Here is a 24,858-nt window from a genome sequence, read left to right as displayed (position 1 = left end):
CTGTAACATAAAACCATCGTTAATTGTGCTAGAACGCTTTAACATTAAGTGATGAGACCCCATATATATGGTCATATGAACGCTATATCGACGTTTACTGAATGGATAATAGCGATATATTTACTTTATTAAATAGGTGATACTCTTTGGATTATTTTGAAAGACACGAAGGTGGCGAGCGCGCCATTATAGTACATTTGGACATCCGTCAAATTCAAGATCCTGATGATCTAGGTGAATTTGAGCTGTTAGCAGACTCAGCAGGGGCTGATCGTTTGGCTTTAGTCACAGGCTCACGCCAAAGACCCGACGCCAGATACTTCGTTGGTAGCGGTAAAGCAGAAGAAATAGCAGAATTGGTACGCGAACATGATGCGGACATCGTCTTATTTAACCATAGCTTATCGCCATCACAAGAGCGTAATATTGAAGCCTTGGTCAAATGTCGCGTACTGGATCGTACAGGTTTGATATTGGACATTTTCGCGCAGCGTGCCCGTACTTATGAAGGTAAGCTACAAGTAGAGCTGGCGCAGCTCAACCATTTATCGACGCGTTTGGTACGAGGTTGGACGCATTTGGAGCGTCAAAAAGGCGGTATTGGTCTACGTGGACCCGGCGAAACCCAGCTTGAGACCGATCGTCGCTTGCTTCAAGTGCGCGTGAATCAGCTTAAAAGCAGAATCGAGAAAGTCAGACAGACACGTGCGCAAGGTCGAGCCCGCCGCCAAAAATCAGATGTGCCGACGATTTCGCTTGTCGGTTATACCAATGCGGGAAAATCTACGCTATTTAACCGCTTGGTCGACGAGAATATCTATGCAGCAGATAAACTATTTGCCACGCTTGATCCTACTCTACGCCGTTTAGACTGGCAGGGTGTTGGTCGTGTTGTTTTAGTCGATACGGTAGGTTTTGTCCGTCATTTGCCGCATGAGTTGGTCGAATCCTTTCATGCGACATTAGAAGAAACCTTGGAAGCAGATTTATTGCTACACGTTATCGATTCTTCTAGTGAAGATATGCATGAGCAAATTCAGGCGGTTAAAGACGTATTAGCAGAGATTGACAATGATGTACCAGTGCTCAATGTCTACAACAAAATTGATTTGACAGATGAGCCTGCACATATTGGTTATGCTAGCGAAGGACAACCCAATCGCGTCTATGTTTCTTCTAGAGAAAATCTAGGTATGGAAGAGTTGTCGTTAGCCGTCCAGCAGCTATTGACTGGTACACTTACCACCTTTGAGTTGACCTTGCCTTATCATGCAGGTCAGTTAAAAAACGCCTTATATGAGCTGGGTGTTATTCAGGAAGAGAGCTACGATGACAGCGGGCATGAGTGCTTAACAATTCGCTTGCCAAGCGATACGCTAAGACAGCTATTGGGTCAGGCCAATTTAGAGCCTTTAGATGTATTGCCATTAGCACAAGCCACGTTATTGATGCCAGTACTTGAAGACTTCGAAAAGCCTGAGGAGATTGAAGAGCCGACGATGACCGAAGCAGAAGAAAAAGCGTTTGATGAGTTTGATGCGCTCAATTCTGAAGCCGCCAAATCAGAGGAATTAGCAGTAGAAGTGGAAATTCCTGACTCAAAAATATAAATGACTAAATCTGTAAAATAGCTTTATAAAAGACAAAAGGATGATATCCATTGATATCATCCTTTTTTTTGGCACATAGCATTAAATTTTATAGGTTACCCGATCACGAAAACGCGCTACCATAGTCTATGTCTTTTAAAGTGAACACAAGGTAGCCTGGCGCAAATGATACACTCATTATAGTAAGCGAGCTTAACGCTGTTGCTATTTATAATCGCACTGACGATATGCTATAAGCTTTATTAGTTTGCCTACTCTCTATATAATCATCGACTATAGGTTCAACCAATATTAATATCATTGATATATAGAACACACTCATTAGAGTACGGTTACCTATTTTGTTGCTACTATCCTATCTCTTTCTAAATCGGCCAGTATTTCTCATGAAATCTACTCACTCCGCCCATTTGCCGCTATGGCTTGCCTTAGTCCTGACACTCACGATGGTCATCGTGGTTCGTGAATCAGCCGTTATCATCTGTCAATTAGCAGGAATAGAAAAGGCTGCCAACATCGTTGGATTGGTCGCCATGTTCTTTATTTTGATGGCATGGCGATTACTTAAAGGGCTGCCCAGTTGGCTCACCCAAGCCAGTAATACTTTATTGGTGGATAGCGGTTTTGCTTTTTTGCCCGTGTCTGCAGGTGCAGGTTTACTGCTATTTGCTTTAGGTGATGAGCTGTGGGGCGTTATGCTGACGATGATTATTAGCACACTCATACCGCTTTGGGGACTTGCCATACTTGCCAACCGTTCGCTCAATCACGATGTTAGCATCGATAGCACCACCGTTGAAGAGCACAAAGGAAAGCTATGAGCTGTATGAACAAGGAAATGCAATGACTTTTGATAACGTGTTTGTGGCAACCTTTGCGGCGATATTATTAACGCTAATCGCCCATGTGACTGCTCGTGTACTGGCACGTAAGCTCTCATGGCTGCCGATGGTGATTACGGCGTTGGCGCTTGTTCTCTTATTTTTGTTTATCCTACAATGGGATTACAACGATTATTACGATGTTGCCAAGCCTGTATTTGATCACTTATTGGGATATGTCACCGTACTGTTGGCAGTACCATTAGCAGCAATGAACTTTAAAGGTCTGCCAGTCAAAAAGCTTACTCTCATAGTTATCCTTGCAAGCGTGGTTGGTGCATTGCTACCGATGTCATTGGCTTATTTATTTTCATTAAGTCACGACACCATACTCGCTTTCGCAACGCGTTCAGTAACCACACCCATCGGTCTGAGTGTCGCAGATCTAATTAAAGCACCACTAGCCATGGCGAACTTAATTATTATTGTCTCAGGGCTTATCGGCGGTACTTTGGCGCGCTTTTTATTTCGCGGTATAGATGATGACCGTGCCAAGGGCTTAGCACTTGGGTTGGCAGCACATGCTTTTGGTACCGTCGAAGCATGGCAAATTAGCCACACTGCTGGGCGTTATGCGGCATTTGGACTGGCAGTAAACGGGCTGGTCACCGCCGTTTGGGTGCCTATTTTTATCAGCGCACTTTCTATATAACCCTGTTCAAATCACTTTCCAGTGCTCCAAACAGCTTTTATTTCTCACGATTCATTCATTGCCACAACCAGAATATTCACGTACTACATACGCCTAAAAATAATAAAGCCGATACTCAATCAACGTACTCAAAAACGGTAGTGTGTTGATTTTTTTACAAATTAAAAATGACTTTTATACTTTGTACTGATAATCGTATGCGTCGAAAAGTTATTATATGTTATAGTAAGCAACTATTATTTTTTGTATCCAATGCGAGTGGTTTCTAGTTAGACGTGGTTTTTGCTAGGGTGCTATATCGTTTACAGCGATAAAATCCTACCAGCACGATAACCGCTTAAATGCGCAGAACGACGCGCCTATAGGCAAAGCAATTTGCTATTACTCGATGAAAAGTGATAACCCTATGATAAATGTTACAACCTTAGTGACTCGCTGCTTGTCTCCTGTTTTATTGACTGCTGTCGCCCTATCCAGTCTATCTCTATCTGTTGCTGCTCAAGCAGGTAATATGTATATTTACAAAGACAAAGGCGGACAAGTCTTACTCACTAACGTCAATCCAAGTGGTAATTTTGACAAATTCACCAAAAAGGTAAAAGTCACTTACTACAAAGATTCTAAAATGTATGACGGTAGTAGTGACAATAGCAGCAGTAATTACGGTAGTAGCTCTGCCAGCAGTAGTGGAAGCCGCAACTCATACGACAGTTATATCCGCGCCTCAGCTCAGCGTCATGGCGTAGATCCTGGGCTTATAAAAGCAATGATGCATAGCGAATCCGCATGTAACCCAAATGCACGCTCACCTGTTGGCGCACAAGGTTTGATGCAGCTGATGCCTGCGACTGCGCGACGCTTCAAAGTTAGCAATCCTTGGAATCCTGCAGATAATATCGAAGGCTCTGCTAAATATATTGCATGGCTGATGAAGCGTTTTAATAACAACGTAGAATTTGCGGTTGCGGGCTATAATGCGGGTGAAGGTAACGTTGATAAATATAACGGCATCCCGCCTTTTAAAGAAACCCGTAACTATGTCAAAAATGTCATGAGCCGTTACCATAGCTTGTATAAAAACGACTCAGGGCTATCAGGCAGTACCATGAACGCTAGCAATCAAATCGCCAATCCTAGTCTCAGTAGCGGCTTACAAAACGTCAGCTATGGTACCAGCAGTAATAGCAATAGTGCCAGCTATGCCAACTCAGCATATGATGCGCTACGCTAAAATGAAGACTATATGAACCGTTGAATCCAAACGTAAAAAAGCCCATTAATATAATTAACGGGCTTTTTTGTGCTAAGAGGCTTTATCTAGTAATTCATAATCTATCTTGTCATATTTTTTTGAGTTCGATACAAGATTAATAATAAAGCTGATCGGCGAGTACCAAACCAAAAAGTTTAGCACTCACCATTCTTCTTAGCAAAATTTAAAAATTACTTGTTAGCCAGTGCTTGTGTTGCAGCAACTTCAGCAGCAAAGTCTTCTTGCTTTTTCTCGATGCCTTCACCAACTTCTAGACGTTTGAAAGCAAGTACTTTTACGCCTTCAGCTTTTAGTACATCACCAACTTTCTTCTCGTTGTCCATAACGTATGGCTGACGCAATAAAGTCACTTCTTCTAGGTACTTACGTAGGCCACCTTCGATCATTTTTTCAACGATGTTATCAGGCTTGCCAGACTCACGAGCTTTTGCTTCGATGATGTCTTTTTCGCGTGCTAATAAATCAGCATCTACACTTTCGTCATCAACCGCAACTGGGTTAAACGCAGCGATATGCATGGCAAGGTTTTTGCCAGTCTCTGCGTTGCCGCCTTCAAAAGATACCACAACACCAATACGTAGACCATGACGGTATGAAGCAAGGTTGCTACCTTCTAATACTTCAACGCGGCGTACTTGGATGTTTTCGCCGATTTTTTGTACCAAAGATACACGAGCTTCTTCAATAGTCTGACCATTGCCATATGGCAATTCAGCGATAGCAGCTACGTCAGTCACATTGTTTTCTAATGCAATGTTCGCTACTGCTTCTGCAAATGCCGTAAAATTTTCGTCTTTTGCAACGAAGTCAGTTTGGCAGTTTACTTCTAACAAGAATGCTTTGTTGTCGCCTTGAGCGATGATGATAGCGCCATCAGCTGCAATGTTACCCGCTTTTTTAGCTGCTTTGGCTTGACCAGATTTACGTAGGTTATCAATGGCAGTTTCTACATCGCCGTTTGATTCTTCTAACGCTTTTTTACATTCCATCATGCCAAGACCAGTACGGTCACGCAATTCTTTTACCATTTTGGCAGATACTTTTACTTCTGACATAAGAGTTACCTTTTATTATGTATGGGAGTGCTTAATTTCTATGAGATATATCTTTGCTATCTATTGGTACTATATCGCTCTTATAGTAATGGAAGCACTCATGGTTGATCGTGATAACAGACACCATTGTAATGACAGATATTGTGCATCACGAGGGCAACTATAAGCGATAATACTCGCTTATTAACGAGTGTTCCATCAACAATAAGGCATGACGAGTAAAACTACATCATGCCTATTGTGAGCTTATACGCTGTTAATAACGTTATATGGATGCAGATAGTGTGACTATCAAGCTATCCTTACAAAGTTAAACCTTTTGGGTCAGCCAATTATTCTGCTGGAGTCGCCGCTTCTTCCGCTTTGGCTTCAACTGATGCTTCTTCAGTAGCAGGTGCTTCTTGCTCAGCTTTGCCGCCCGCTTGAGTCTGTGCGTATTCTTTACCAGCGATAATCGCATCAGCCATAGAAGTCACATACAAGGTCACAGCACGGATAGCATCATCGTTTGCTGGGATGATGTAATCAACGTTATCTGGGCTAGAGTTAGTATCAACGATACCGATAACTGGGATACCTAGATTTTTAGCTTCTTTGATAGCAATCGCTTCATGATCTACGTCTACAACGAAGATTGCGTCAGGTAGGCCGCCCATATCTTTAATACCGCCTAGTGAACGCTCAAGTTTTTCCATATCGCGAGTACGCTCTAACGCTTCACGCTTAGTAAGCTTGGCGAAAGTACCGTCTTCTGCTTGTTTTTCTAGCTCTTTTAGACGGTTGATTGACTGGCGAAGTGTTTTCCAGTTAGTCAACATACCACCTAACCAGCGATGGTCAACGTATGGCATGCCAGCGCGTGCTGCTTGCTCAGCGATGATACCGCTTGCTGCGCGTTTAGTACCTACGAACAATACTTTGTTTTTCTTGGCAGCTAAGCCGTTAACGTAAGTCAATGCTTCGTTAAACGCTTTTACTGTGTGCTCAAGGTTGATGATGTGAATCTTGTTACGGGCACCAAAGATGTATGGTCCCATTTTTGGATTCCAAAAACGTGTTTGGTGACCAAAGTGAGCGCCGGCTTGTAGTAAGTCGCGCATTTCGATTTTGGTTGGATTCTTTGTAGACATGTGAAATTCCTATTGGTTGGGTTATGCCTCCACATCACAAAAACTGCCTATCTAGCGACACGCATCTGCTAACGGTTAATGCTCATTGGGGCAGCACTAACTTTTTTGCAAATTAATCAAGTCGCCAAACACCCAGCAATTTTTTGCCATGATGTGTGTGTCATTGGTTGATGGGTTGGTTTAAAAAAATTGAGCTATCATTTGAACGTAAAAATACGATGTGATAAAAAATAGCTGGGCTGTATTTTATCATATAATGCTTAGCGACTGCTAGCGCTATTATGCTGTTTAAGTGGATGATGACGCATAAAAAAAACGACGCATCAACGTCGTTCTTTATACTGAATAAATGAGCAGCTGTAGATTAAGCGATACAGATACCAATGACCGCTTTATACCCACGCCACGTAAATGGCGTGACGTAACTTTGGCGATCTTTTGGCAAATAAGACACGCTTGGTGCGCTCTCAACAATATGCGGCGGCGAGATAATAAACTCTGAGCCAAACTCAGTACGAGCATTACCAGAGATAGTGTTGGCCATCTCACCGAGCAGATCTTTCATCATCGTGATCGATGAGTCAGGCTCCCCCATCACTTTTACGACCTCTCGCAACATCACGCTTGGTGCACTCACATACACACAGCCTTCAAGAGGCCCTGATATCTCGATAACGCCGCTATAATCATAACCAACAGCACTCTTGTTATGATTTAAATAAGGGGTATCAATGGACACTTCCGAGCCATCAATTTGAGCAAAAAATGCATTGATTGAGCTCAGAAACACACCCAATTTTTCTACTTTAACCATAATATATTAATATCCATCTTTATGACGCGGTGGCAGCAACGTTAATCCTGCAAACAGACCACAATCTCGCCTATCTGCGAGTTCCAAGTGATGGGAATGATAAAAGAACGCTCATCATTCGGCAACACAATACTTTGTGGAGAGCCTTTAAATACAAACGGCACAGAAATATGGAACTCTGAGCCAAACTCTTTACGCGCATTACCAGCGATTGTATTGGCCACTTCGCCAGCCAAATCGATATAATTCTCATCGCTTTTATCCGTTTCACCCATGCTATCTAGTATAGCGGACAATAACTGACGGGTTGCGGAAAAATACACCACGCCTTTTTGTCCACCCGATATACCGATCACACCCGTATAATCATGGACTTTTGGCTGTTTGTTCTCTAACAGATATGGGGTGTCAGCGACAAGCTCCTCCCCCCCAAACTGATTAAAGTAGTTACTAATAATACTTAAAAAAATCTGTAGCTTTTGTTCTTTCATAATGACATCTACTTAAGTCGTTGAATGGTTTAGTCTTGCATTAGCTCATACAAAGACTCTACAAGCTCTTCTTCTGAAAAAGGCTTGCACAAAAATCCGCTGGCACCCAACGACAATGCTTCAATGCCAGTGGCTTTATCAGACAGTGCTGACACCACTAAAATTCGTACCTCAGGGTCAATCGCAATGATTTTTTCAATGCATTCAAGTCCGTCCATTTGTGGCATGGTCAAGTCCATAGTGATTACATCAGGACGATGGACATTGAACTTTTCAATGGCTTGGACACCACTGGTTGCCGTCGCAACCAGCATAAACTGCCCTGAATCGTACGCGCGTTGAATACGATTTCTAATAATATTTGAATCATCAACAATCATTAACTTATGCATAACTGATCTATTACCTTTAATGAAGTGCTTGTCATCCTTGACAATATACCTGCTGTTTCTAATTAAGCTTTTGGTAAAGTAATAACAAACCGTGTCATCTGACCAAATTCGCTGTTTACGTTAAGCTTGCCATCATAATCTTTTACTTTTGCTTTAATGATATCGAGACCGACACCGCGTCCGCCATCTTCATCCGCATGTTCTTTGGTAGAGAAACCCGAAGAAAACAGTTGTTTGAGCAGCTCGCTTTGACTGAGCTGACTGGCTTCTTCTGTACTAAAACGACCATCACTGCTTAACTTGGCACGAATGCTATAATAATCAATACCTTGACCATCATCTTGCACCATCAGCATGAAATCTGAGCCGTTGTCTTTTAGTTCTAAATCAATCGTCCCAACCGCAGTCTTACCAATCGAATGACGAACACTTGGCGCTTCAATGCCATGGACCACGGCATTACGTAGTAGCTGAATGCTAATCTCTTTAATCGGCTTTACCAGATGCGCTGGTATGTCCGCTTGCATCAGCGTATTACTCTTTAGCTCTACTTGCTTACCTTGTCTTGCGGCAATATCTTTTGCAAATGCTTTATAAAAAGACAGATGATCATCAGTTGCGTCATTATCTAGGTCAATATCCTGACCAATATCAGTATTCATGCTACTGATTGAAGGATTTGATATCTGACTGTCAGTCACTACCGTTTTTGACATACTGTTTTGAGCACTATTATCATCTAACCCATTTGCAGTTGGTGCAGTCGCTGGTGCTGAACGGTTAATACGCTCGCCCAAGGTTGCGATGGTATTTGATAGGCTTAATAAGTCATCCAAATGTACGGCCAATGGCAAGAAATCGTTACCAGATAATTGACCTTGGTTTTGCAATGCGTGCAGTTTGTCTTCCGCATCTGAGGCAATTTTAGTAAAGCTGTGCAGTTTTAGCGCAGAAGCTTCACCTTTTAAGCTATGCATTTCGCGGTAAATGGCTTTTAGTTTGCCCTCAAGCTCGTATTGTGAGCTACCAGGATTTTTCAAGATATTGTTCATCTTCTCAATGTGCATCTGCGTATTATCAATAAACTCATTAATGATTTTTGGATTCACATTCAGAATAGTGGTGAGCATCTCAATCTGCATATCATTTTGCGAGCGCTCTTTTTCTAGACGCTGCTCTAAATATACGGCATCTGATACATCGTTGACGTTGACCAAAATACGGGCAATGTCTTTGTTGTCATAAACACGTGAGAACTTGAAGTCTAAGAAGCGATTATTCTGTGCTTTATCACCAGCATTGTTGTGTAGCATGACTTTGTGCAGTGGATTGAGAGAATCTACCAATTTTTCTTTAACGCGTGGATTGTAAAGCTGCTCAATAAATTGCTGTGTGGTTTTCAGATCTTTATCAGAAATACGCCCACGTAAAACGTTGGTAAAGTTCTCTCCTGACAATCTGTCCTCACCGATAATATCATTCAGTGCACGAGAATGCTGCTGACCAATATTCAAGTCTTTATCAAGTAAGAATAGACCCGTATTTACCGTTTCCATAATCTCTTGCGTCTCGCGACGAGCAGCGAACGCTTCAGCATCGGTTTCACGTAAACGACGTACAAAGAAGAATACAAAGATTAGAAAGTAGGTAAAGATGGCGGCAACACCAAGTACCTGAATAAGACGAATGGTCGTCGCTTGGCGTTCGGCACTATTGAAAACATCTTTGGTCAAATTGTCTAACGAATCGTTAATCAATAGACTTGACGTCTTGGCTTGTTCAACGGCTTGGGTCAGATCATCTTCAGAGGAAACCATAATATTATCAGCATCTTTGAGATATGCTTGAATCTTAGGCTCTAACGCTTTCCACTGCTCATTAGCCGCGGTAATGTTTACTTGTGCGTTACTGTCAATCTTTGGCAGATCATAAGTCTTACCATCAACGTCAGTGATCGTTGCACCTTGCTCAATAGCAGCAATAGAGCTGGTAATCAACGCCGTATTTTCCTCCAAACGCTCCAAAACGCGCTGAATATGTGGAGAGTTCGTATCTTCGCCATAGCTATTATCTAAGTCAAATAAATCTTTAATTACCGCCTGCGCGCTATTAGCGACTTGGTTGGTTTGGTCAATTAACGCAGTATTTCTTTCTAATAAGTTTGAGGTATAGAACGTAAAGGGTAACAAGGCACCGATGAGCGATAAAAATAGTGCAATTGAAATGATCAGACCTTGATAGCGCTTATTGTCAACATTGGGAGTGGTTGCCATCTTCAGAATTCCTTAGTTCAATTGCGTAGTATTAGTATCAGAATTGCTCTTATCAGCAGATGCAGGTACAGCCTCACCTAACCAGCGCTCTTCAATTTCCTTAAATGTCCCTTTTTCTTTCAATTTAGCAATACCCTCATTAACCGTATTAATCAACTGAGTATTTTCTTTTGCCATTAATACGACTTGTTGCGCTGAAGGTGCGTCTGCCGCTTCATAAGGTACAATCTTCACTTTATGTTCTGGATAACCTTTTATGATGTACTGCAGCACTGGCATGTCATATAAGAAAACATCAGTCTTACCTTGTACTAAGTCCTGATAAGCCAAAAATGCAGTAGATCTTGAAACCAACTCAACCGAGCTACCCATCTGTTTCAGAGTATCTTCTTCTTTAGAACCTGCCAACGTACCAGTTTTTAGACCCTTTATATCGTTTAAGCCTTTGATATCAAACTTACCTTCCAAGTACATGATGGTAGCTGGGTTAAAAAAGTAAGGCGTTGATAGACCATATCTTACCGCGCGATCATCTTTATAAGAGATACCAGAAATAGCTAAATCACGTTTTCCTGACTCCACACTATCGAACATATCTTGCCAAGTTTCTTTATAAAACTCGACCTTAAAGCCTTGCTCCTCGCCGATAGCTCTAATGGAATCAACGTCCGTACCCTGCATATTGCCATAGTCATCTTGAAATGAGAAAGGCGGTAAATCACCCGTCATAGCGACCTTTAATGTTGGTGCCGTATCAGGCAAACTACTAACAAAATTATCTTTATTTTCTGTTACTGGCGTACCAGTCGAATTGGCATTTTCTTGAGTGGAAGAGTTACCGCAGCCAAACAGGCCAACACTCAATATAATTGGTAACACTCGATATAACTGCATCATAATTTACCCTTAAAGCTTCACGTGGTTGTACATATTAATTAATGACAATCTAGCAAGGTTAGGTAATATCTTCACAATACTTACTTACAGAAAGTTACGTTTGATAATACTTGCCTAACTTTATGATTGCAATAATTATGTTTAGTTATTACGTACAATTTGTTATATATGGCAAATAAAGGATATTAAGGGCGTACATAAGTCTACCTCTATGACTAAAAACTTGTAATATGGTCTTGTTTTATGCGCAGTTTTAGGCAGAAAATAAAATAAAAAGTATAAAAAAAAGCATCCCTACATAATCAATGTAAGAATGCCTTTTAAGATTCTAGTGCAAAAACTATAAAGTCTCTGGCTTACTCCGCATCGTCCAGATTTAAATTACGATCTATCTGCCAAATTAAAAAACAGCCAAGACTCATTAAAGCGAACATCGCAATACCAATTTTGAGTACGGGATTAACTGGAAATAGGTTTAATAATAATCCACCAAAGATACCGACTGAAAACATGAGCGAGCCTTGTAGCGCACTTGCCATGCCCGCTCGGCGTTTTTGAAAGGCCAGCGCAATAGCAGAAGCATTTGGCTGAGTCAGACCTAAGCCTGCGATACAGAAGAAAATACAAGCCAGCACCAGTGGAAGCCAAGCATCAGTACCCAAAAATAGACCTATTACAAATAGCACGCCTGCAGAAATAACCTGCATCATCGCACCAAAGCGCAAAATACTCAAAATACGAAAGCGATTGGTGAGCCACTGATTCAGCTGAGTCAAACCCACAAAACCAGCAGCATTCATACCAAATAACCAAGCAAAGTGGGTTGCGGATACCCCATAGGTATCCATAATCAGCTCAGAGGCTGAACTGATATAAACAAACATCGCCCCCATTAGCAGGCCGCCACCAATCGCTGGATAATTGAACGTCGGGTCTTTTAATAAGTCCCAGTATTGACTCAGTACTTCTCTTGCAGGACGTACATTACGATTTTCTTCCGTCAACGTTTCAAAGAAGAAAAACTTTGTGAGTAATAAATTCAACGTGCCAAAAGCAGCCAAAAACCAAAAAATAGAGTGCCAGCTAAAAAACTGTAGAAATAGCGCACCAAGCGATGGGGCTAATATCGGCGCTAAACCCATCACCAAAATCATAATAGAAAAGGCTTTTGCGGTTTGCTTAGCAGTCAATCGATCGCGAATCGCAGCACGAGTGACCACCGCACCAACACACGCACCAAGCGCTTGCATCGTCCGCCCAACAAACAATACATACTCGTTATTAGTAGTCGCACAAACAATGGAGGCGATGACATATAGCGTCATACCGATATATAAAGGCTTAACACGACCAACACGATCACTAAATGGACCATAAAATAGCTGGCCAAATACCAAGCCTAAAAAATAGGCAGGAACAGAGTTGGCCATAAAGGCTGTGGATACGCCAAAGTCATCTGCCATCGATGGTAATGCAGGCAGATACATATCAATAGACAATGGCCCCACTGCCACGATAAGTCCAAGCATCATAATCCATGCAACAGGCAAATCAGCAGAGCGTACGCGCTCAGAAGCAACGGGTCGATTGGGTAGAGAGGATTTTGGAGCAGACATATTCAGACCATTTTATATAGAGTGTATTGAATCGTTATAAAGGTTCAATACACTCTAGTGATTGTTATTGTATTATTCAGGCTTCCATTGTCTTTAATATTTAGTCTTTACTCAATACTGAAAACAAGGGTCATTGCTACCATTAGTGCACATTTGCATACAGCGGCGCAAGTGGATAGTGATATATCGTACTATCCCCTCACATTTCAATAGAGATATGACATGAATAAAACAAACAATCACAACTAAAAACAATCACAATAATTTTTAAAAATAGGTCTGAGCATTAGCGTAGCGGCATGATTAGTAAAAAATATTTAGCGGAACTGGCGCTTGCCAAATGCCGTACTGGCTTGCTTGGCTTTTCTTAAAGCAAGCTTGCGATTACGACCGAGCATCATTTTAAGCTGCCATACTTTTTCTTTATATAAAGTAGTGGCTGGCTGCTGGAACATAGCATTGACCACACGCTTACTCGCCAACACCGCATCAGGAGAGCGCTCTGCAAATTCGGCAGCGAGCTTTTGCGCCTGCTCAAGTGGCGCTTCATTGCAATGGCTGACAAGACCCAATGCTTTGCCCTCACTGGCAGTTACGATACGCGCACTCATGGCAAGCTCTTTTAGCACATCTTCACGTACCACGCCAAACGCCGATTGCGTCAAACCCATGTCTGGTACAAGCCCCCACTTAGCTTCCATAATAGACAGTTTGCAATCTGGATGACTGATACGCACATCGCAAGCCAGCGCTAGCTGAAGACCTGCACCAATACAATAGCCTTCTAGTACGGCAATGACCGGTACAGGCACATCGCGCCATACCAGACAAACACGCTGGAATGAACTCTGCCATGGCTTTATCAGCTCCCAAACGGCGAACGCTTGATTTTTTGGATGATTCAAATCACCCAAGTCGATGCCTGCACAAAACGTGCCTTCAGCACCATTTAGAATCACCGCACGTATCGTTTTGTCTTTACCAATGCGTTCTGCGACAGCTATCAATTCTTTCACCACTTTAAAGCTCATGGCATTTTTTTTGTGTGGGCGATTCAAGGTTACCGTGAGTATATTGTCGGTCATACTAACTTGTAAGGTTTCATATTGGTAAGTGGCAATCGCGTTCATAACAATCCTTATTCATGAATAAAATAGAAATGGCATCTAAATATGATGCCGATACGTCTAAAGCTGATGGCAACAATATTAACAGCCTTGTTACGACGCTACCTCATCAATAACTGACTGCAACGATTCGATTCATCGTTAATGTCATAAAACCATCACTTCTAAATCATTTTCCACGTCATATCATTTTCACTCAAACGATGATAATTGAGCTGAGGATAGGCTGATAAATCCAGCGCCTGCAAGTTATTTAACGCTGTTATTAATGCGGCATAATATGGCTCAAGCATGGCAAACTGCGCAGGGGTGGTGTGTTGGACATTCAGCAAGCACTTATCTTCTAGGTCTTGACTGGCCTGACGTAATTGCGGCACACCAGTATAACGACTGCCGCCTAAGATGCGATGGGCAATTTGCGCTAGCATACTGCGATCACGGGCGTCCCACGCTTGCGTCAGCGCCTGCTTTTCATCATTAATAGTATCAAGCATCATAATGATAAGCTTGGCCGCCAAGTCGGGCTTATTCGCTGAGCGGGTCAACGCGTCTTGCCAATCTAAAATAGCAAACCCATCACTTTCGTCAGCCCCCAAAGAGTGATGGCTTAAATGGTGGTGACTGCTGTCCCAACTCTTTGTTCCTTGCGCATATGTGTGGGAATCTGTAGGCATTGCCACTCCATCATGAGCACTATTTATCGGTGTTTCCGATGGCTTTAATAGTGGCGACTGTCCTTGTTTATGTAAGCGCAAGTTCTCATAGCGTGGCTGGGTGTCACGCGGTGTTTCGCGTCTATAATCCTCGCGTGGTTGGCTATCTCGCAAGTAATTATCACGAATTTTCTTCAATGATAAAGGACGCGTTATTTTTTGATTGATTGTATTAGAACCGCTATGACGGTTATTTTCATCCCCTTTCACCATAGGATAGGCAATGGTTGTAGAGTCTGATGGCCACGTTGAATACGTTTCAGCCTCCCTATTTTGTGAGTCGGTAGAGTGTGAGTTCTCTTTTGACAAATCGATGACCTGCACATCAGTATTGTGCACATCCGTACTGTGCAGATTGGTATCAGGCAACGCTGTTAACTGCGGCATTGTCGTTGTGCGTCCAAGCCATTTTTGCAGCACTTGTAATAACTGAGGCTGGCTAATGGGTTTACCTACATAGTCATTGATGCCACTGGCGATCAGTTTGTCTCGCTCATCAGCCAAACCATGTGCAGTCAACGCAATAATCGGGATACGGCTATCATCATTTTCAATATTGCGAATTTGTCTTGCGGCTTCATGCCCTGACATACGCGGCATTTGGATGTCCATAAATATTAGATCAATATGGCCTTTATCCTGAATAGCGACTTTATCGTCGGTATTCACCTCTTCATAAAGCGTACTATTTGATTTCTTGTTTACTTCATCGCGCGTTTCAGCTTTAGAGATTTGCGTTTTATTCGACAGACTTTGCTTATCATTTTTCGTGGTTTTGATATTTTTGGTTTGTTGTTTACTGATAATTTCTATGGCGTCAAAACCACTACTCGCTGTGATGACTTGGATGCCAATCTCACTGAGCAATGCATCGAGCACCAACAAATTGGGCAGATGATCGTCGACTGCCAGTACCGTCACCCCTGTCCAGCGCGGTTCTTGCACGCTTTTTTTGGTACTGCGATTTTGGGTGTCGAGCATAGCATAGAGCTGTCTTTTGTCTAAAGGCTCATACAAAATATTGGCATGATAACGATTTAATAATGCTTGATCGGCGGCAACTTGATAGCCAAATACCGCAAGCTTGCCTTGGTAATGCAGTCGAATTTGTTTGAGTAATGCCATCATATCGTCTTGGGTATCATCATCGACGATGACCCAATCCCAATAATTACCATGCTCTTTTAATGACTCAAGTACGCCCGGTAAGGAGTTGGCTTGGGTCAATTTAATCGGCAAATATTGCAAGCTGGCTTTGAGCACTTGGATAGAGGCGGTATGATTGATCCATACCAATACATTAAACTCATCGGTCTCACTCGCCAATGGAGCCAAGACTGGTAGCTCAATTGTCTGACCAGTAGCGGCTTCTAACACATCGACATGTGCTGGCATCCGAAACCAAAACGTCGCGCCCTGATTGGCAATATTCTCTTGAGCGTTATCATGAAAGCCAATATCACCGCCCATCAGCCGCGTTAATTGCTTGGAGATAACGAGCCCCAACCCTGTGCCGCCATACTGACGAGTGATTGAAGGGTCGCCTTGGCTAAAGCTTTGGAACAGCATTTTTTGATCGGCTAAAGAGATGCCCTTACCGCTGTCTTGCACACTGATCATGAGATAATTATCACGATGATCATCTAAGCTGACGCGCACTACCACATCGCCACTGTCGGTAAATTTAATAGCATTGCCGACGATATTGGTCAATACTTGCTTGAGGCGTAGGGCGTCGCCATTGATGCGCATCGGCACATCATTATAAAACAGCACCGCCATGCGCAGACCTTTTTCTGCGGATACCGGCGAAAGCATATCGACCACATCATAAATAGTGTCATAAAGGTCAAACTCATGACGGTCAAGTACCAGCTTGCCCGCTTCAATCTTAGAGAAATCCAAAACATCGTTAACCAAGGCAAGCAAGTGTGCTGATGACTTACGTATGGTTTGCACGTACAAATCTTGTTCAGGGTTCAATTCGCCATGCCTTGCCAGCAAATTGATAAAGCCATCGATACTGTTTAATGGCGTGCGCAGCTCGTGGCTAATATTGGCCAAAAACGCCGATTTTGCTTGGCTGGTTGAAATTGCCGCATCACGTGCATTACGAATAGAGATGTTTTGCATTTCCATCTCATCAAACGCAAGGCGCAAATCATCCTCGGTTTGCTCAGCATGGTCTTTTAATTCCTGAAAGCTTCGATGCAAGCGGCGCAAAGTTTTGACCAAGTCTTGCTGCAATAAGTTCAGCTCACCATCTGACTCAACGGGAATAGGCTGATACAAATTGTCGACATGGGTACGCTGCAACTGCAAACGTAGCTCATAAATTGGTGCTATCCAGCGCTTTGAATAAATATTTAAACTCAGCAATAAAATCAAAATAGTGAACAAGCCAGTAATCACTAACGCCATGGCGATACGGTAGCGGGCGATGTAGAGTGGTTCATTGTCCATATCGACGAGCAGCCACAGTTTTTGTCCTTCAAACTCCCCTAATACACTGCCATAAGCAGTTCCAATAGGCGTTGATTGCTGTGATAAAAAATTCTTTTTTGTGTCTATTGCAGGCCATGCTTCGTTCAGCCCATAACCGACTGCAGCGAGCACTTGATTGCTTTCATTGATGATCGCAATACGCTGTACATGTTGCTCGGACTGCATACGACCCAGCTTATCTTGAATTTCCTCAAGCTTCGTGATTGTCGTTTGAGTGGCATCATTTGCTCTGACTTCGCCATCCGCATTGGGTTCGCCGTCTGCTTGCTGGCGCTCTTGCGCTAACAGCTCAGGGATTAGCTCTGCAATCGCTGGGGTATAACGAATCAGCACCGCCTCCGCCAATACTTCTTGTTCGGAATTGCTGGCGCGCATGGTCTCATAAAAGACCAAAATACCGCCCACCGCTGCCAAGATACAAATGGGTAAAAACACCAATATAATCAACTGACCATACGCACTGCTAGTATCAAAACGTTTTTTGTATGCCATGCTAGCTTTACTCTCTACAGAAAATTGCACTATGAATCAATAGCGGCGGTAAGCGGTGTTAGCCAATCATAATTTTTTTAGGGGCTGTGCTCATTTCAAAGCTATCGTCATTTCAAAAATGATAACTGCCTACCCATGATAAATTTAGTGATTCTTGTTCTTGCCGTACCTATATATTGCCATAACTATAACGCATTTCATCGATCATGGTGAGTGGCTATGATGCAAAGGCATTTTAACTGTCCAGCCCTTTTTAAACACCACTCATTTACCAAAATCTCTTGATGCCTTCAGCGTAGCCAAAAACAAAATGATATAATGACGCAACTTTTCATTTATTGCTATTTGGTTAAAGCGACAGAAATGTCATTAACAATCAAATCACTCACTTCACTCAATAGCAGCCATATCAAGATATTTATTCAAAAATCAAAATGACAATTAAAAAATAAACGGTAATTAAAAATCAATTTTAAAAATTAACAAGGATACTTTATGTCCGCAACGGCTATCTCCAACCCTAATTTCATTACTCAAGTCACCAAACTTGCTGATTGCGTCGGTCAGACGCCATTGGTTAAATTGCAGCGCTTACCTGAGCAAGAGCAGCTGACCAATGGTGCTGCGTTACTGGCCAAGCTTGAAGGTAACAATCCAGCGGGGTCTGTTAAAGATCGTCCTGCGTTTAATATGATTTATCAAGCAGAACAGCGCGGTGACATCAAAGCGGGCGACATGCTGATTGAAGCCACGAGTGGCAATACGGGTATCGCTTTAGCCATGGTCGCCGCGATGCGTGGCTATCCGATAACGCTACTGATGCCAACCAATTCAACTCAAGAGCGCAAAGATGCCATGATTGCGTATGGTGCGACGTTAATCGAGGTGGATGAAGGCATGGAAGCCGCACGCGATTTAGCGCTGCAAATGCAAGCAGATGGCAAAGGCATCGTATTGGATCAGTTTAATAACCCTGATAACAGTCAAGCCCATTACCTGACCACAGGGCCTGAACTGTGGGCGCAAACGGCAGGGAAAATCACTCATTTTATTAGCTCAATGGGCACCACTGGTACCATTACTGGTGTATCGCAATACCTCAAAGAACAAAATCCAGATATCAAAATCATCGGACTACAGCCTGATGAAGAAGCTTCGATTGCTGGTATTCGCCGCTGGCCTGCAGCTTACATGCCGGGTATCTTTAACGCAGATTTGATTGATGAAATCATGGATGTGGATCAGCGTATCGCAGAAGTTTATATGCGCAAACTGGCCAAAACCGAAGGTATTTTCGCGGGCGTTTCATCAGGTGCTGCAGCATGGGCTGCCGTACAAGTCGCTAAAGAAAACCCTGATGCCGTCATCGCCTTTATTGTCTGTGATCGCGGCGATCGTTATTTGTCGACGGGTTTATACAATATTAATGACGACAATATTGACGACAGCAATGTCGATAACCGCACATAAATTAATTAACGTACAGACAACGCTGCTCAGTTTAGTTGATTCAATCAGGATTTCTTATGTTACAAGCTCTACCATCCGACCCTATATTGGTCTTTGATATCGAAACTGTCGCTGATACCGATGCGGCGCGCCGTATCTATCCGCAATTGGCAGAGTTGAATGATGCAGATGCATTGAGTGCACTCACAGCGCTTCGAATACAAGAAGCTGGGCATGATTTTATGCGCTTGCCACTGCAGCGTATCGTCTGTATCTCAGCGTTATATATCAAAGATGGCAAGTTGTCGTTGTTCTCATTGACCGCTGATAAATTTAGTGAAAAAGATATTCTTGCCAAATTTTTTCGGGCATTTAGTGACCTTGAAAAGCTGCCACAGCTTATTAGTTGGAATGGCTCAGGTTTCGATATTCCTGTACTAATATATCGGGCTATGCAATACGACTTATCAGCGCCATGGTTATTTGAAGAAGGCGAGCGCATCAAAAACATGCGCTTTGATAATTATGTCAATCGCTTCCACACGCGTCACCTTGATTTGATGGACAGATTTAGCCAGTATGGTGCCAGCCGCCGCGAAGCCATGGATATTGTCGCAAGCTTATATGGTCTACCGGGTAAAACAGCTGTCGACGGTAGCATGGTTGGTGAGCTTGTCAGCACTAACGACTGGCAAACGCTGTCTATTTATTGCGAGTCTGACGTCATGAATACATGGCTAATCTATTTGCGCTGGTTGCGTTTAACTGGACAATTATCCTCACAAGATTTTGACGCTTGGCAGCAGCAGAGCTATGACTATTTAGTAAAATATACCCAAGCGGATGGTCATGCTCGCCATCAAGACTTCATCGCTGATTGGTCATCTGCGCCCACATCATAACAAGTGAAGTTATATGAAGGCGCGTTATAAGACATCGCGTTTATCCTCATTTTTTTAGTTATTTATCATTTATTATTAAGGCAGGTTTATGCAACCCACCGATTCAAAAACGTCTACAACCTCTGATGTTACGCCACCAACGAGCGAGACCCAAACGATTACTATTCCGCCTAATAAGAAAAAATCTAAACCCTCATCAAAGACACGCCGCCGTCTAAAGGATGCAGAACCTCTGCCCTTCACCATTGATGGTTTGTCGCATGATGGTCGCGGCGTTGCCGTTTATGGTAATGGTTTTGGTATAGACGATGGCCATATCGAAGACAAACATGGCAAAAAAATCTTTGTAAGCTTTGCATTGCCGGGTGAAAGTGCCTTGGTCAAAATAACCAATAGCCGTGCCAGCTTTGAAGAAGGCGAGGCTGTCAGTATTACTGCCAACCCAAATTCTGAACGTGCCGTACCGCCCTGCCCACATTTTGGGGTGTGTGGTGGCTGTAATTTGCAACACTGGCAGCCAGACGGTCAAATCAACTTTAAGCAATCTGTATTGGCTGAAATGCTGATACACCAAGCCAATGTCACGCCTGATAACTGGCTTGCTCCAATAGTTGGTGATCGTCTTGGTTATCGTACCAAAGCACGATTGGGTGTGCGTTATGTCACCAAAAAAGAAACCGCGCTTGTCGGCTTTCGTGAGCGCTCAAGTAACTTTTTGGCAGAATTAAATGAGTGTCATATTTTAGATCCAAGAATTGGTTTTGAGATTGAAAACTTAAAAACACTGATTAGTACGCTAGAGAGTCGTAATAAGATTGCTCAGCTTGAGTTGGCCATGGGTGAGGAAATGCCTGAGCTGCCAGATGGCAATCAGCCCGTTGCCCTTATCGTACGCAACTTGGAGCCGTTATCAGACGCTGATATAGAAAAGCTAAAAGTGTTTTTTGCCGCACGCAACTGGCAGCTATATTTGCAGTCTAAGGGTGCGGACAGTATCCAGCGTATTGCATTGACTACAGATGATGACATGAGCCAGCAATTTGGTCGTTTGTATTACCAATTGCCAGAATACGATTTGACTTTCGAGTTTATCCCGACAGATTTTACCCAAGTGAACCTGTCCGTTAATCGTCAAATGACCAAGCTTGCCTGCGATTTGTTAGACTTAAAAACAGGTGAACGCGTACTTGATTTATTCAGTGGTCTAGGCAACTTTAGCTTGCCACTTGCGCGCCTCGTTGGTGAGACAGGTTCTGTGGTTGGTGTTGAAGGTAGCGAAGCGATGACCGCACGTGCAGCCGATAACGCACGTCGTAATGGCATCAATAATACAGAATTTTATAGCCAAGATTTGACGCAAGACTGTACCGATAAACCTTGGGCGAATCAAGGCTTTGATGCGCTATTGATCGATCCGCCGCGTTCTGGTGCTTGGGAAATTATGCAGTACTTGCCGAAATTTAACGCTGAGAGAATCGTTTATGTCTCTTGCAACCCTGCAACCCTCGCCCGTGATACAAAAGCATTATTAGAGCAAGGCTATCGTCTGACTCATGCTGGTGTGATGGACATGTTCTGTCATACCGGTCATGTTGAGTCCATCGCTCGTTTTGAAAAAGTAGCGGTGTAATTCAATTTACGGTTAAGTGAGCGGTTCAGAGCGTTAAATAGCCATGCTAAAGGTCACTGAGCTTGATTCAAAATTTGAGTCAAGCGGTGGCAAAAAATGATGGTTATTTATCCTGATTAACCGCAGACATTACATAGCCTCGCTTGATTTGTCTCTTTAAAGTGAGATAATAGTAAACAATATTCCTAGGCTGGTTTTTTCCATTCTTGTGAACGTTTGCACTCATAGCTTTATATATTTTACGCGCATTTTATGACTGCTAAAAAACAGATTTTTTAGCAGTTATATTGGTTTATAGCTGACACTTTATGAATCGTAATTTCAACGTGTGTGCATAGTAGATGAGGTTATAATCAATTCAAAATAACTAAGAGGAGTCGGCTATGGTAAAAATTCGTGAAGGATTACCGCTGGTGGATGGACAGACCACCCAAGCCGATAGTGCAGCACTTGCCGCTCAACTGGTCGCGAGCCAACGCTCGCACCAGTCTGCCAATAGCTATGCCCAAATCCCCCTCGATATCAAATACCAGCTGTCCACTCATAAGCTACACACCACTTTTGATCGCTCAGCACTACATGCCTTTCATAGTCATGATCCAAAGCTTGAAAACGAATATTCTGATAACCCGCTTTTAGATAAAAATAATGCTCTCTCAGATAAAGAACTCGAAGCGATTGATTTAGATCAAGTCAATATTGATGTTCCTACTTGGTTAGACAATGTCGCCAAACGTATCGGACAAGAGTCTGTACCTCACTTGAGTGCTGCTTGTGAATTTATTCGCAGTCATATGAATACCAGCGAGTCTGAGCGTTCAGGCGCTTATGTCACTGGTATTGGCATGACAGACATATTGACCTATCTCTACCAAGATGAAGACGCTCTTGTGGCTGCAATGCTCTATCGTAGTGCGCGAAAATCAATCATAAGCCTCGCTGATATCGAGAAAAAATTCGGCGTAGACATATCAACTTTAGTCAAAGATACCTTGGCAATGGGTAAGCTGTCTGAGATTATTGAAAGCAATAAGCGTCTAGAAGATCACTTCGTAAACAATCAGCGCGACCAGCTATCTAATATTTATAGCATGCTAATTTCCGTCACCAATGATGTACGCGTCGTGCTTATCAAATTGGCTGAGCGTACTTTCGCCATGCGCGAATTGACCTTTTCTAATGAAGAGCGACAGAATCGTGTGGCGCGTGAAGTTATGACTATTTATGCACCACTGGCGCATCGCTTGGGCATCGCGCAACTTAAATGGGAGCTAGAAGACTTAGCCTTTCGCTACCTTGCGCCTGAACGCTATAAAGAGATTGCCAAACTGCTCTCCGAAAAACGCAGCGAACGCGAGTCCTATATTCAGCGCGTACAAGATAAGCTCAATGAGGCACTAGCAGAGGCTAATATCGAAGGTGAGGTCTCTGGACGAGTCAAGCATATCTACTCTATCTACCGAAAAATGAAGCTCAAAGGCTTATCGTTTGATCAGCTTTATGACATTCGCGCGCTGCGAGTATTGGTCACCAACCCGTCAGACTGTTACCACGTGCTTGGATTGGTACATGGCTTGTGGCGATATATTCCAGAACAATTCGATGACTATATCACCAACCCCAAGTCCAATGGTTATCGCTCACTACATACGGCAGTCATTGCTGAAAACAAGTCACTGGAAGTGCAAATTCGTACTCATGAAATGCATTTCGAAGCTGAGCTTGGTATGTGTGCTCATGTTAACTACAAAGAAGGTCTAAAGAATAAAAAAGACAATTATCTTAATCAAAGAATCAGCTCGCTGCGTCAGCTGTTATCGATCAATAATGAAACCCGTAACCAACCGCGCTCATCTTTACTAACTGGTGAAGAAATAGAGGGCATGGAGTTTGACGAAGAAGAGCAACTCGTTGATTTTGACGAGCTCGAACGCATCTATATCTTTAGCCGTGATGGTGACATTACTGAACTGCCAAAAGGGGCAACCGTTCTTGATTTTGCTTATTATGTACATACACAAGTCGGTAATCGTGCCCAAGCTGCGCGAGTCAATCAGCGCTATGTACCATTAACCTATCAACTCAAAACGGGTGAACAAGTTGAAATTATCACCAAAGCATCACGTGAGCCCAACCGTGATTGGCTAGTTGCTTCACTTGGATACATTCATACCAACCGTGCACGTTCAAAATTGCGTCAATGGTTCAATAAGCAAGACCGTGATAAGAACATTGAAATTGGTCGTCAAATGCTCAGTAAAGAGCTTGAACGATTATCAGTACATCCCAATAGCATCGATTTAAACGACTATATTCAGCATTTCCATGTCAATACGACTGATGATATTATCGTTGGATTGGTCACAGGCGACATTGGTCTCAACCAACTCACCAGCCACATCTCTCGTCAGCTACACCTAGAACCTGAAAGACCGCCAGAAAATTTTTCGCCAAGTATAGATGCTAGAGAGGCAGGAAAAATCGATGCTTATAAAATTCGTATCGACGGGCTGGATAATATAGAAATCAATCTAGCAGGCTGTTGCCACCCTGTGCATGGCGAGCCAATTGCTGGTTACATTACCTTATCACGAGGTGTCAGTGTCCATAATCGTGGTTGCCCTGAATACTCACGCTTGATTGAACGCGATCCTGAGCGCGAAATAGAAGCTTCGTGGCGGGTACAAGCTGGTCGTTATCAACCCGTTGATATTCACGTAGAAGCCTATGATAGACGCGGACTGTTGCGTGACTTGACGCAAATTATTGATAAAGAAAATGTCAATATTCGTCAAGTTGAAACGCTTAGTAATGATGATAACATTGCCTTTTTGAAATTTCATATTGAAGTCTCAGGATTGGCACACCTATCTAAGCTTTTGGCGAAACTAGAGCAACAGCATGGTATCTTGCATGCTCGCCGCGCCGTCGCTTAGATATAAAATCACAAAGTACG

General features: G+C 42.9%; 18 protein-coding genes. 8 read left to right on the top strand and 10 right to left on the bottom strand.

Annotated elements, in window-relative coordinates; genetic code table 11:
* Nucleotides 1-146: 146 nt before the first annotated feature.
* The 4 genes from hflX to JMV76_RS06220 all read left to right on the top strand — a co-directional run bounded on the left by hflX (nucleotide 147) and on the right by JMV76_RS06220 (nucleotide 4,374).
* Nucleotides 147-1,610 (top strand): ribosome rescue GTPase HflX, encoded by a 1,464-nt coding sequence (gene hflX / locus JMV76_RS06235; protein WP_201501999.1) that lies wholly within the window; start codon nucleotides 147-149, stop codon nucleotides 1,608-1,610.
* Between the two features lie 386 nt (nucleotides 1,611-1,996).
* Nucleotides 1,997-2,431 (top strand): CidA/LrgA family protein, encoded by a 435-nt coding sequence (locus tag JMV76_RS06230; protein WP_201501998.1) that lies wholly within the window; start codon nucleotides 1,997-1,999, stop codon nucleotides 2,429-2,431.
* A 22-nt stretch (nucleotides 2,432-2,453) separates the two neighbouring features.
* Nucleotides 2,454-3,143 carry an LrgB family protein gene (locus JMV76_RS06225; RefSeq protein ID WP_055125716.1) on the top strand — a complete coding sequence of 230 codons (690 nt, stop codon included), beginning with the start codon at nucleotides 2,454-2,456 and terminating at the stop codon, nucleotides 3,141-3,143.
* 406 nt (nucleotides 3,144-3,549) lie between these two features.
* Nucleotides 3,550-4,374 carry a lytic transglycosylase domain-containing protein gene (locus JMV76_RS06220; protein WP_201501997.1) on the top strand — a complete coding sequence of 275 codons (825 nt, stop codon included), beginning with the start codon at nucleotides 3,550-3,552 and terminating at the stop codon, nucleotides 4,372-4,374.
* A 212-nt stretch (nucleotides 4,375-4,586) separates the two neighbouring features.
* Here the strand turns inward: JMV76_RS06220 and tsf are convergent, their stop codons facing one another.
* From tsf to JMV76_RS06170, 10 genes are all read right to left on the bottom strand, one after another.
* The gene (gene tsf, locus JMV76_RS06215) at nucleotides 4,587-5,471 is read right to left on the bottom strand and encodes a translation elongation factor Ts (RefSeq protein WP_201501996.1); all 885 of its coding nucleotides are present in this window, start codon (nucleotides 5,469-5,471) and stop codon (nucleotides 4,587-4,589) included.
* Between the two features lie 332 nt (nucleotides 5,472-5,803).
* Entirely contained in the window at nucleotides 5,804-6,601 is a 798-nt protein-coding gene (gene rpsB / locus JMV76_RS06210; RefSeq protein ID WP_201501995.1) for a 30S ribosomal protein S2, read from the bottom strand.
* 364 nt (nucleotides 6,602-6,965) lie between these two features.
* The gene (locus tag JMV76_RS06205) at nucleotides 6,966-7,415 is read right to left on the bottom strand and encodes a chemotaxis protein CheX (RefSeq protein ID WP_201501994.1); all 450 of its coding nucleotides are present in this window, start codon (nucleotides 7,413-7,415) and stop codon (nucleotides 6,966-6,968) included.
* Nucleotides 7,416-7,456: 41 nt separating this feature from the next.
* Nucleotides 7,457-7,906: a chemotaxis protein CheX gene (locus JMV76_RS06200; protein WP_045443636.1), complete on the bottom strand. Its 450-nt coding sequence runs from the start codon at nucleotides 7,904-7,906 to the stop codon at nucleotides 7,457-7,459.
* A 29-nt stretch (nucleotides 7,907-7,935) separates the two neighbouring features.
* Nucleotides 7,936-8,298 (bottom strand): response regulator, encoded by a 363-nt coding sequence (locus JMV76_RS06195; protein ID WP_045443633.1) that lies wholly within the window; start codon nucleotides 8,296-8,298, stop codon nucleotides 7,936-7,938.
* 62 nt (nucleotides 8,299-8,360) lie between these two features.
* Nucleotides 8,361-10,571 carry an ATP-binding protein gene (locus JMV76_RS06190; RefSeq protein ID WP_201501993.1) on the bottom strand — a complete coding sequence of 737 codons (2,211 nt, stop codon included), beginning with the start codon at nucleotides 10,569-10,571 and terminating at the stop codon, nucleotides 8,361-8,363.
* A 12-nt stretch (nucleotides 10,572-10,583) separates the two neighbouring features.
* Complete coding sequence (locus JMV76_RS06185; RefSeq protein WP_201501992.1) at nucleotides 10,584-11,468, bottom strand: transporter substrate-binding domain-containing protein; 885 nt, start codon at nucleotides 11,466-11,468, stop codon at nucleotides 10,584-10,586.
* A gap of 356 nt (nucleotides 11,469-11,824) precedes the next feature.
* Nucleotides 11,825-13,084: a multidrug effflux MFS transporter gene (locus JMV76_RS06180; RefSeq protein ID WP_109591006.1), complete on the bottom strand. Its 1,260-nt coding sequence runs from the start codon at nucleotides 13,082-13,084 to the stop codon at nucleotides 11,825-11,827.
* Between the two features lie 317 nt (nucleotides 13,085-13,401).
* The gene (locus tag JMV76_RS06175; protein ID WP_201501991.1) at nucleotides 13,402-14,214 is read right to left on the bottom strand and encodes a crotonase/enoyl-CoA hydratase family protein; all 813 of its coding nucleotides are present in this window, start codon (nucleotides 14,212-14,214) and stop codon (nucleotides 13,402-13,404) included.
* A gap of 161 nt (nucleotides 14,215-14,375) precedes the next feature.
* A complete protein-coding gene (locus tag JMV76_RS06170; protein WP_201501990.1) occupies nucleotides 14,376-17,921 on the bottom strand; it encodes an ATP-binding protein in 3,546 nt (1,181 codons plus the stop codon).
* Between the two features lie 495 nt (nucleotides 17,922-18,416).
* On the opposite strand from JMV76_RS06170, the gene cysM reads away from it, so the two are divergent.
* The 4 genes from cysM (at nucleotide 18,417) to JMV76_RS06150 (ending at nucleotide 24,838) form a co-directional block, all read left to right on the top strand.
* On the top strand, nucleotides 18,417-19,391 hold the full coding sequence (cysM, locus tag JMV76_RS06165; RefSeq protein ID WP_201501989.1) for a cysteine synthase CysM: 975 nt from the start codon (nucleotides 18,417-18,419) through the stop codon (nucleotides 19,389-19,391).
* Between the two features lie 56 nt (nucleotides 19,392-19,447).
* Nucleotides 19,448-20,272 carry a 3'-5' exonuclease gene (locus JMV76_RS06160; protein ID WP_201501988.1) on the top strand — a complete coding sequence of 275 codons (825 nt, stop codon included), beginning with the start codon at nucleotides 19,448-19,450 and terminating at the stop codon, nucleotides 20,270-20,272.
* An 88-nt stretch (nucleotides 20,273-20,360) separates the two neighbouring features.
* Nucleotides 20,361-21,902 carry a 23S rRNA (uracil(1939)-C(5))-methyltransferase RlmD gene (rlmD, locus tag JMV76_RS06155; protein WP_201501987.1) on the top strand — a complete coding sequence of 514 codons (1,542 nt, stop codon included), beginning with the start codon at nucleotides 20,361-20,363 and terminating at the stop codon, nucleotides 21,900-21,902.
* A gap of 383 nt (nucleotides 21,903-22,285) precedes the next feature.
* Nucleotides 22,286-24,838 (top strand): RelA/SpoT family protein, encoded by a 2,553-nt coding sequence (locus JMV76_RS06150; protein ID WP_201501986.1) that lies wholly within the window; start codon nucleotides 22,286-22,288, stop codon nucleotides 24,836-24,838.
* Nucleotides 24,839-24,858: the final 20 nt, after the last annotated feature.

The organism is Psychrobacter cibarius (genome assembly GCF_904845955.1).
Lineage (GTDB): Bacteria > Pseudomonadota > Gammaproteobacteria > Pseudomonadales > Moraxellaceae > Psychrobacter > Psychrobacter cibarius_B.
This window is presented reverse-complemented; position numbering and strand designations above follow the sequence as displayed.

What these genes read in the sequence shown, in the direction of transcription:
- JMV76_RS06230 (WP_201501998.1), top strand. Translation starts at nt 1,997, where the DNA reads ATGAAATCTACTCACTCCGCCCATTTGCCGCTATGGCTTGCCTTAGTC.
- JMV76_RS06225 (WP_055125716.1), top strand. Translation starts at nt 2,454, where the DNA reads ATGACTTTTGATAACGTGTTTGTGGCAACCTTTGCGGCGATATTATTA.
- JMV76_RS06220 (WP_201501997.1), top strand. Translation starts at nt 3,550, where the DNA reads ATGATAAATGTTACAACCTTAGTGACTCGCTGCTTGTCTCCTGTTTTA.
- tsf (WP_201501996.1), bottom strand. Translation starts at nt 5,471, where the DNA reads ATGTCAGAAGTAAAAGTATCTGCCAAAATGGTAAAAGAATTGCGTGAC.
- rpsB (WP_201501995.1), bottom strand. Translation starts at nt 6,601, where the DNA reads ATGTCTACAAAGAATCCAACCAAAATCGAAATGCGCGACTTACTACAA.
- JMV76_RS06205 (WP_201501994.1), bottom strand. Translation starts at nt 7,415, where the DNA reads ATGGTTAAAGTAGAAAAATTGGGTGTGTTTCTGAGCTCAATCAATGCA.
- JMV76_RS06200 (WP_045443636.1), bottom strand. Translation starts at nt 7,906, where the DNA reads ATGAAAGAACAAAAGCTACAGATTTTTTTAAGTATTATTAGTAACTAC.
- JMV76_RS06195 (WP_045443633.1), bottom strand. Translation starts at nt 8,298, where the DNA reads ATGCATAAGTTAATGATTGTTGATGATTCAAATATTATTAGAAATCGT.
- JMV76_RS06190 (WP_201501993.1), bottom strand. Translation starts at nt 10,571, where the DNA reads ATGGCAACCACTCCCAATGTTGACAATAAGCGCTATCAAGGTCTGATC.
- JMV76_RS06185 (WP_201501992.1), bottom strand. Translation starts at nt 11,468, where the DNA reads ATGATGCAGTTATATCGAGTGTTACCAATTATATTGAGTGTTGGCCTG.
- JMV76_RS06180 (WP_109591006.1), bottom strand. Translation starts at nt 13,084, where the DNA reads ATGTCTGCTCCAAAATCCTCTCTACCCAATCGACCCGTTGCTTCTGAG.
- JMV76_RS06175 (WP_201501991.1), bottom strand. Translation starts at nt 14,214, where the DNA reads ATGAACGCGATTGCCACTTACCAATATGAAACCTTACAAGTTAGTATG.
- JMV76_RS06170 (WP_201501990.1), bottom strand. Translation starts at nt 17,921, where the DNA reads ATGGCATACAAAAAACGTTTTGATACTAGCAGTGCGTATGGTCAGTTG.
- cysM (WP_201501989.1), top strand. Translation starts at nt 18,417, where the DNA reads ATGTCCGCAACGGCTATCTCCAACCCTAATTTCATTACTCAAGTCACC.
- JMV76_RS06160 (WP_201501988.1), top strand. Translation starts at nt 19,448, where the DNA reads ATGTTACAAGCTCTACCATCCGACCCTATATTGGTCTTTGATATCGAA.
- rlmD (WP_201501987.1), top strand. Translation starts at nt 20,361, where the DNA reads ATGCAACCCACCGATTCAAAAACGTCTACAACCTCTGATGTTACGCCA.
- JMV76_RS06150 (WP_201501986.1), top strand. Translation starts at nt 22,286, where the DNA reads ATGGTAAAAATTCGTGAAGGATTACCGCTGGTGGATGGACAGACCACC.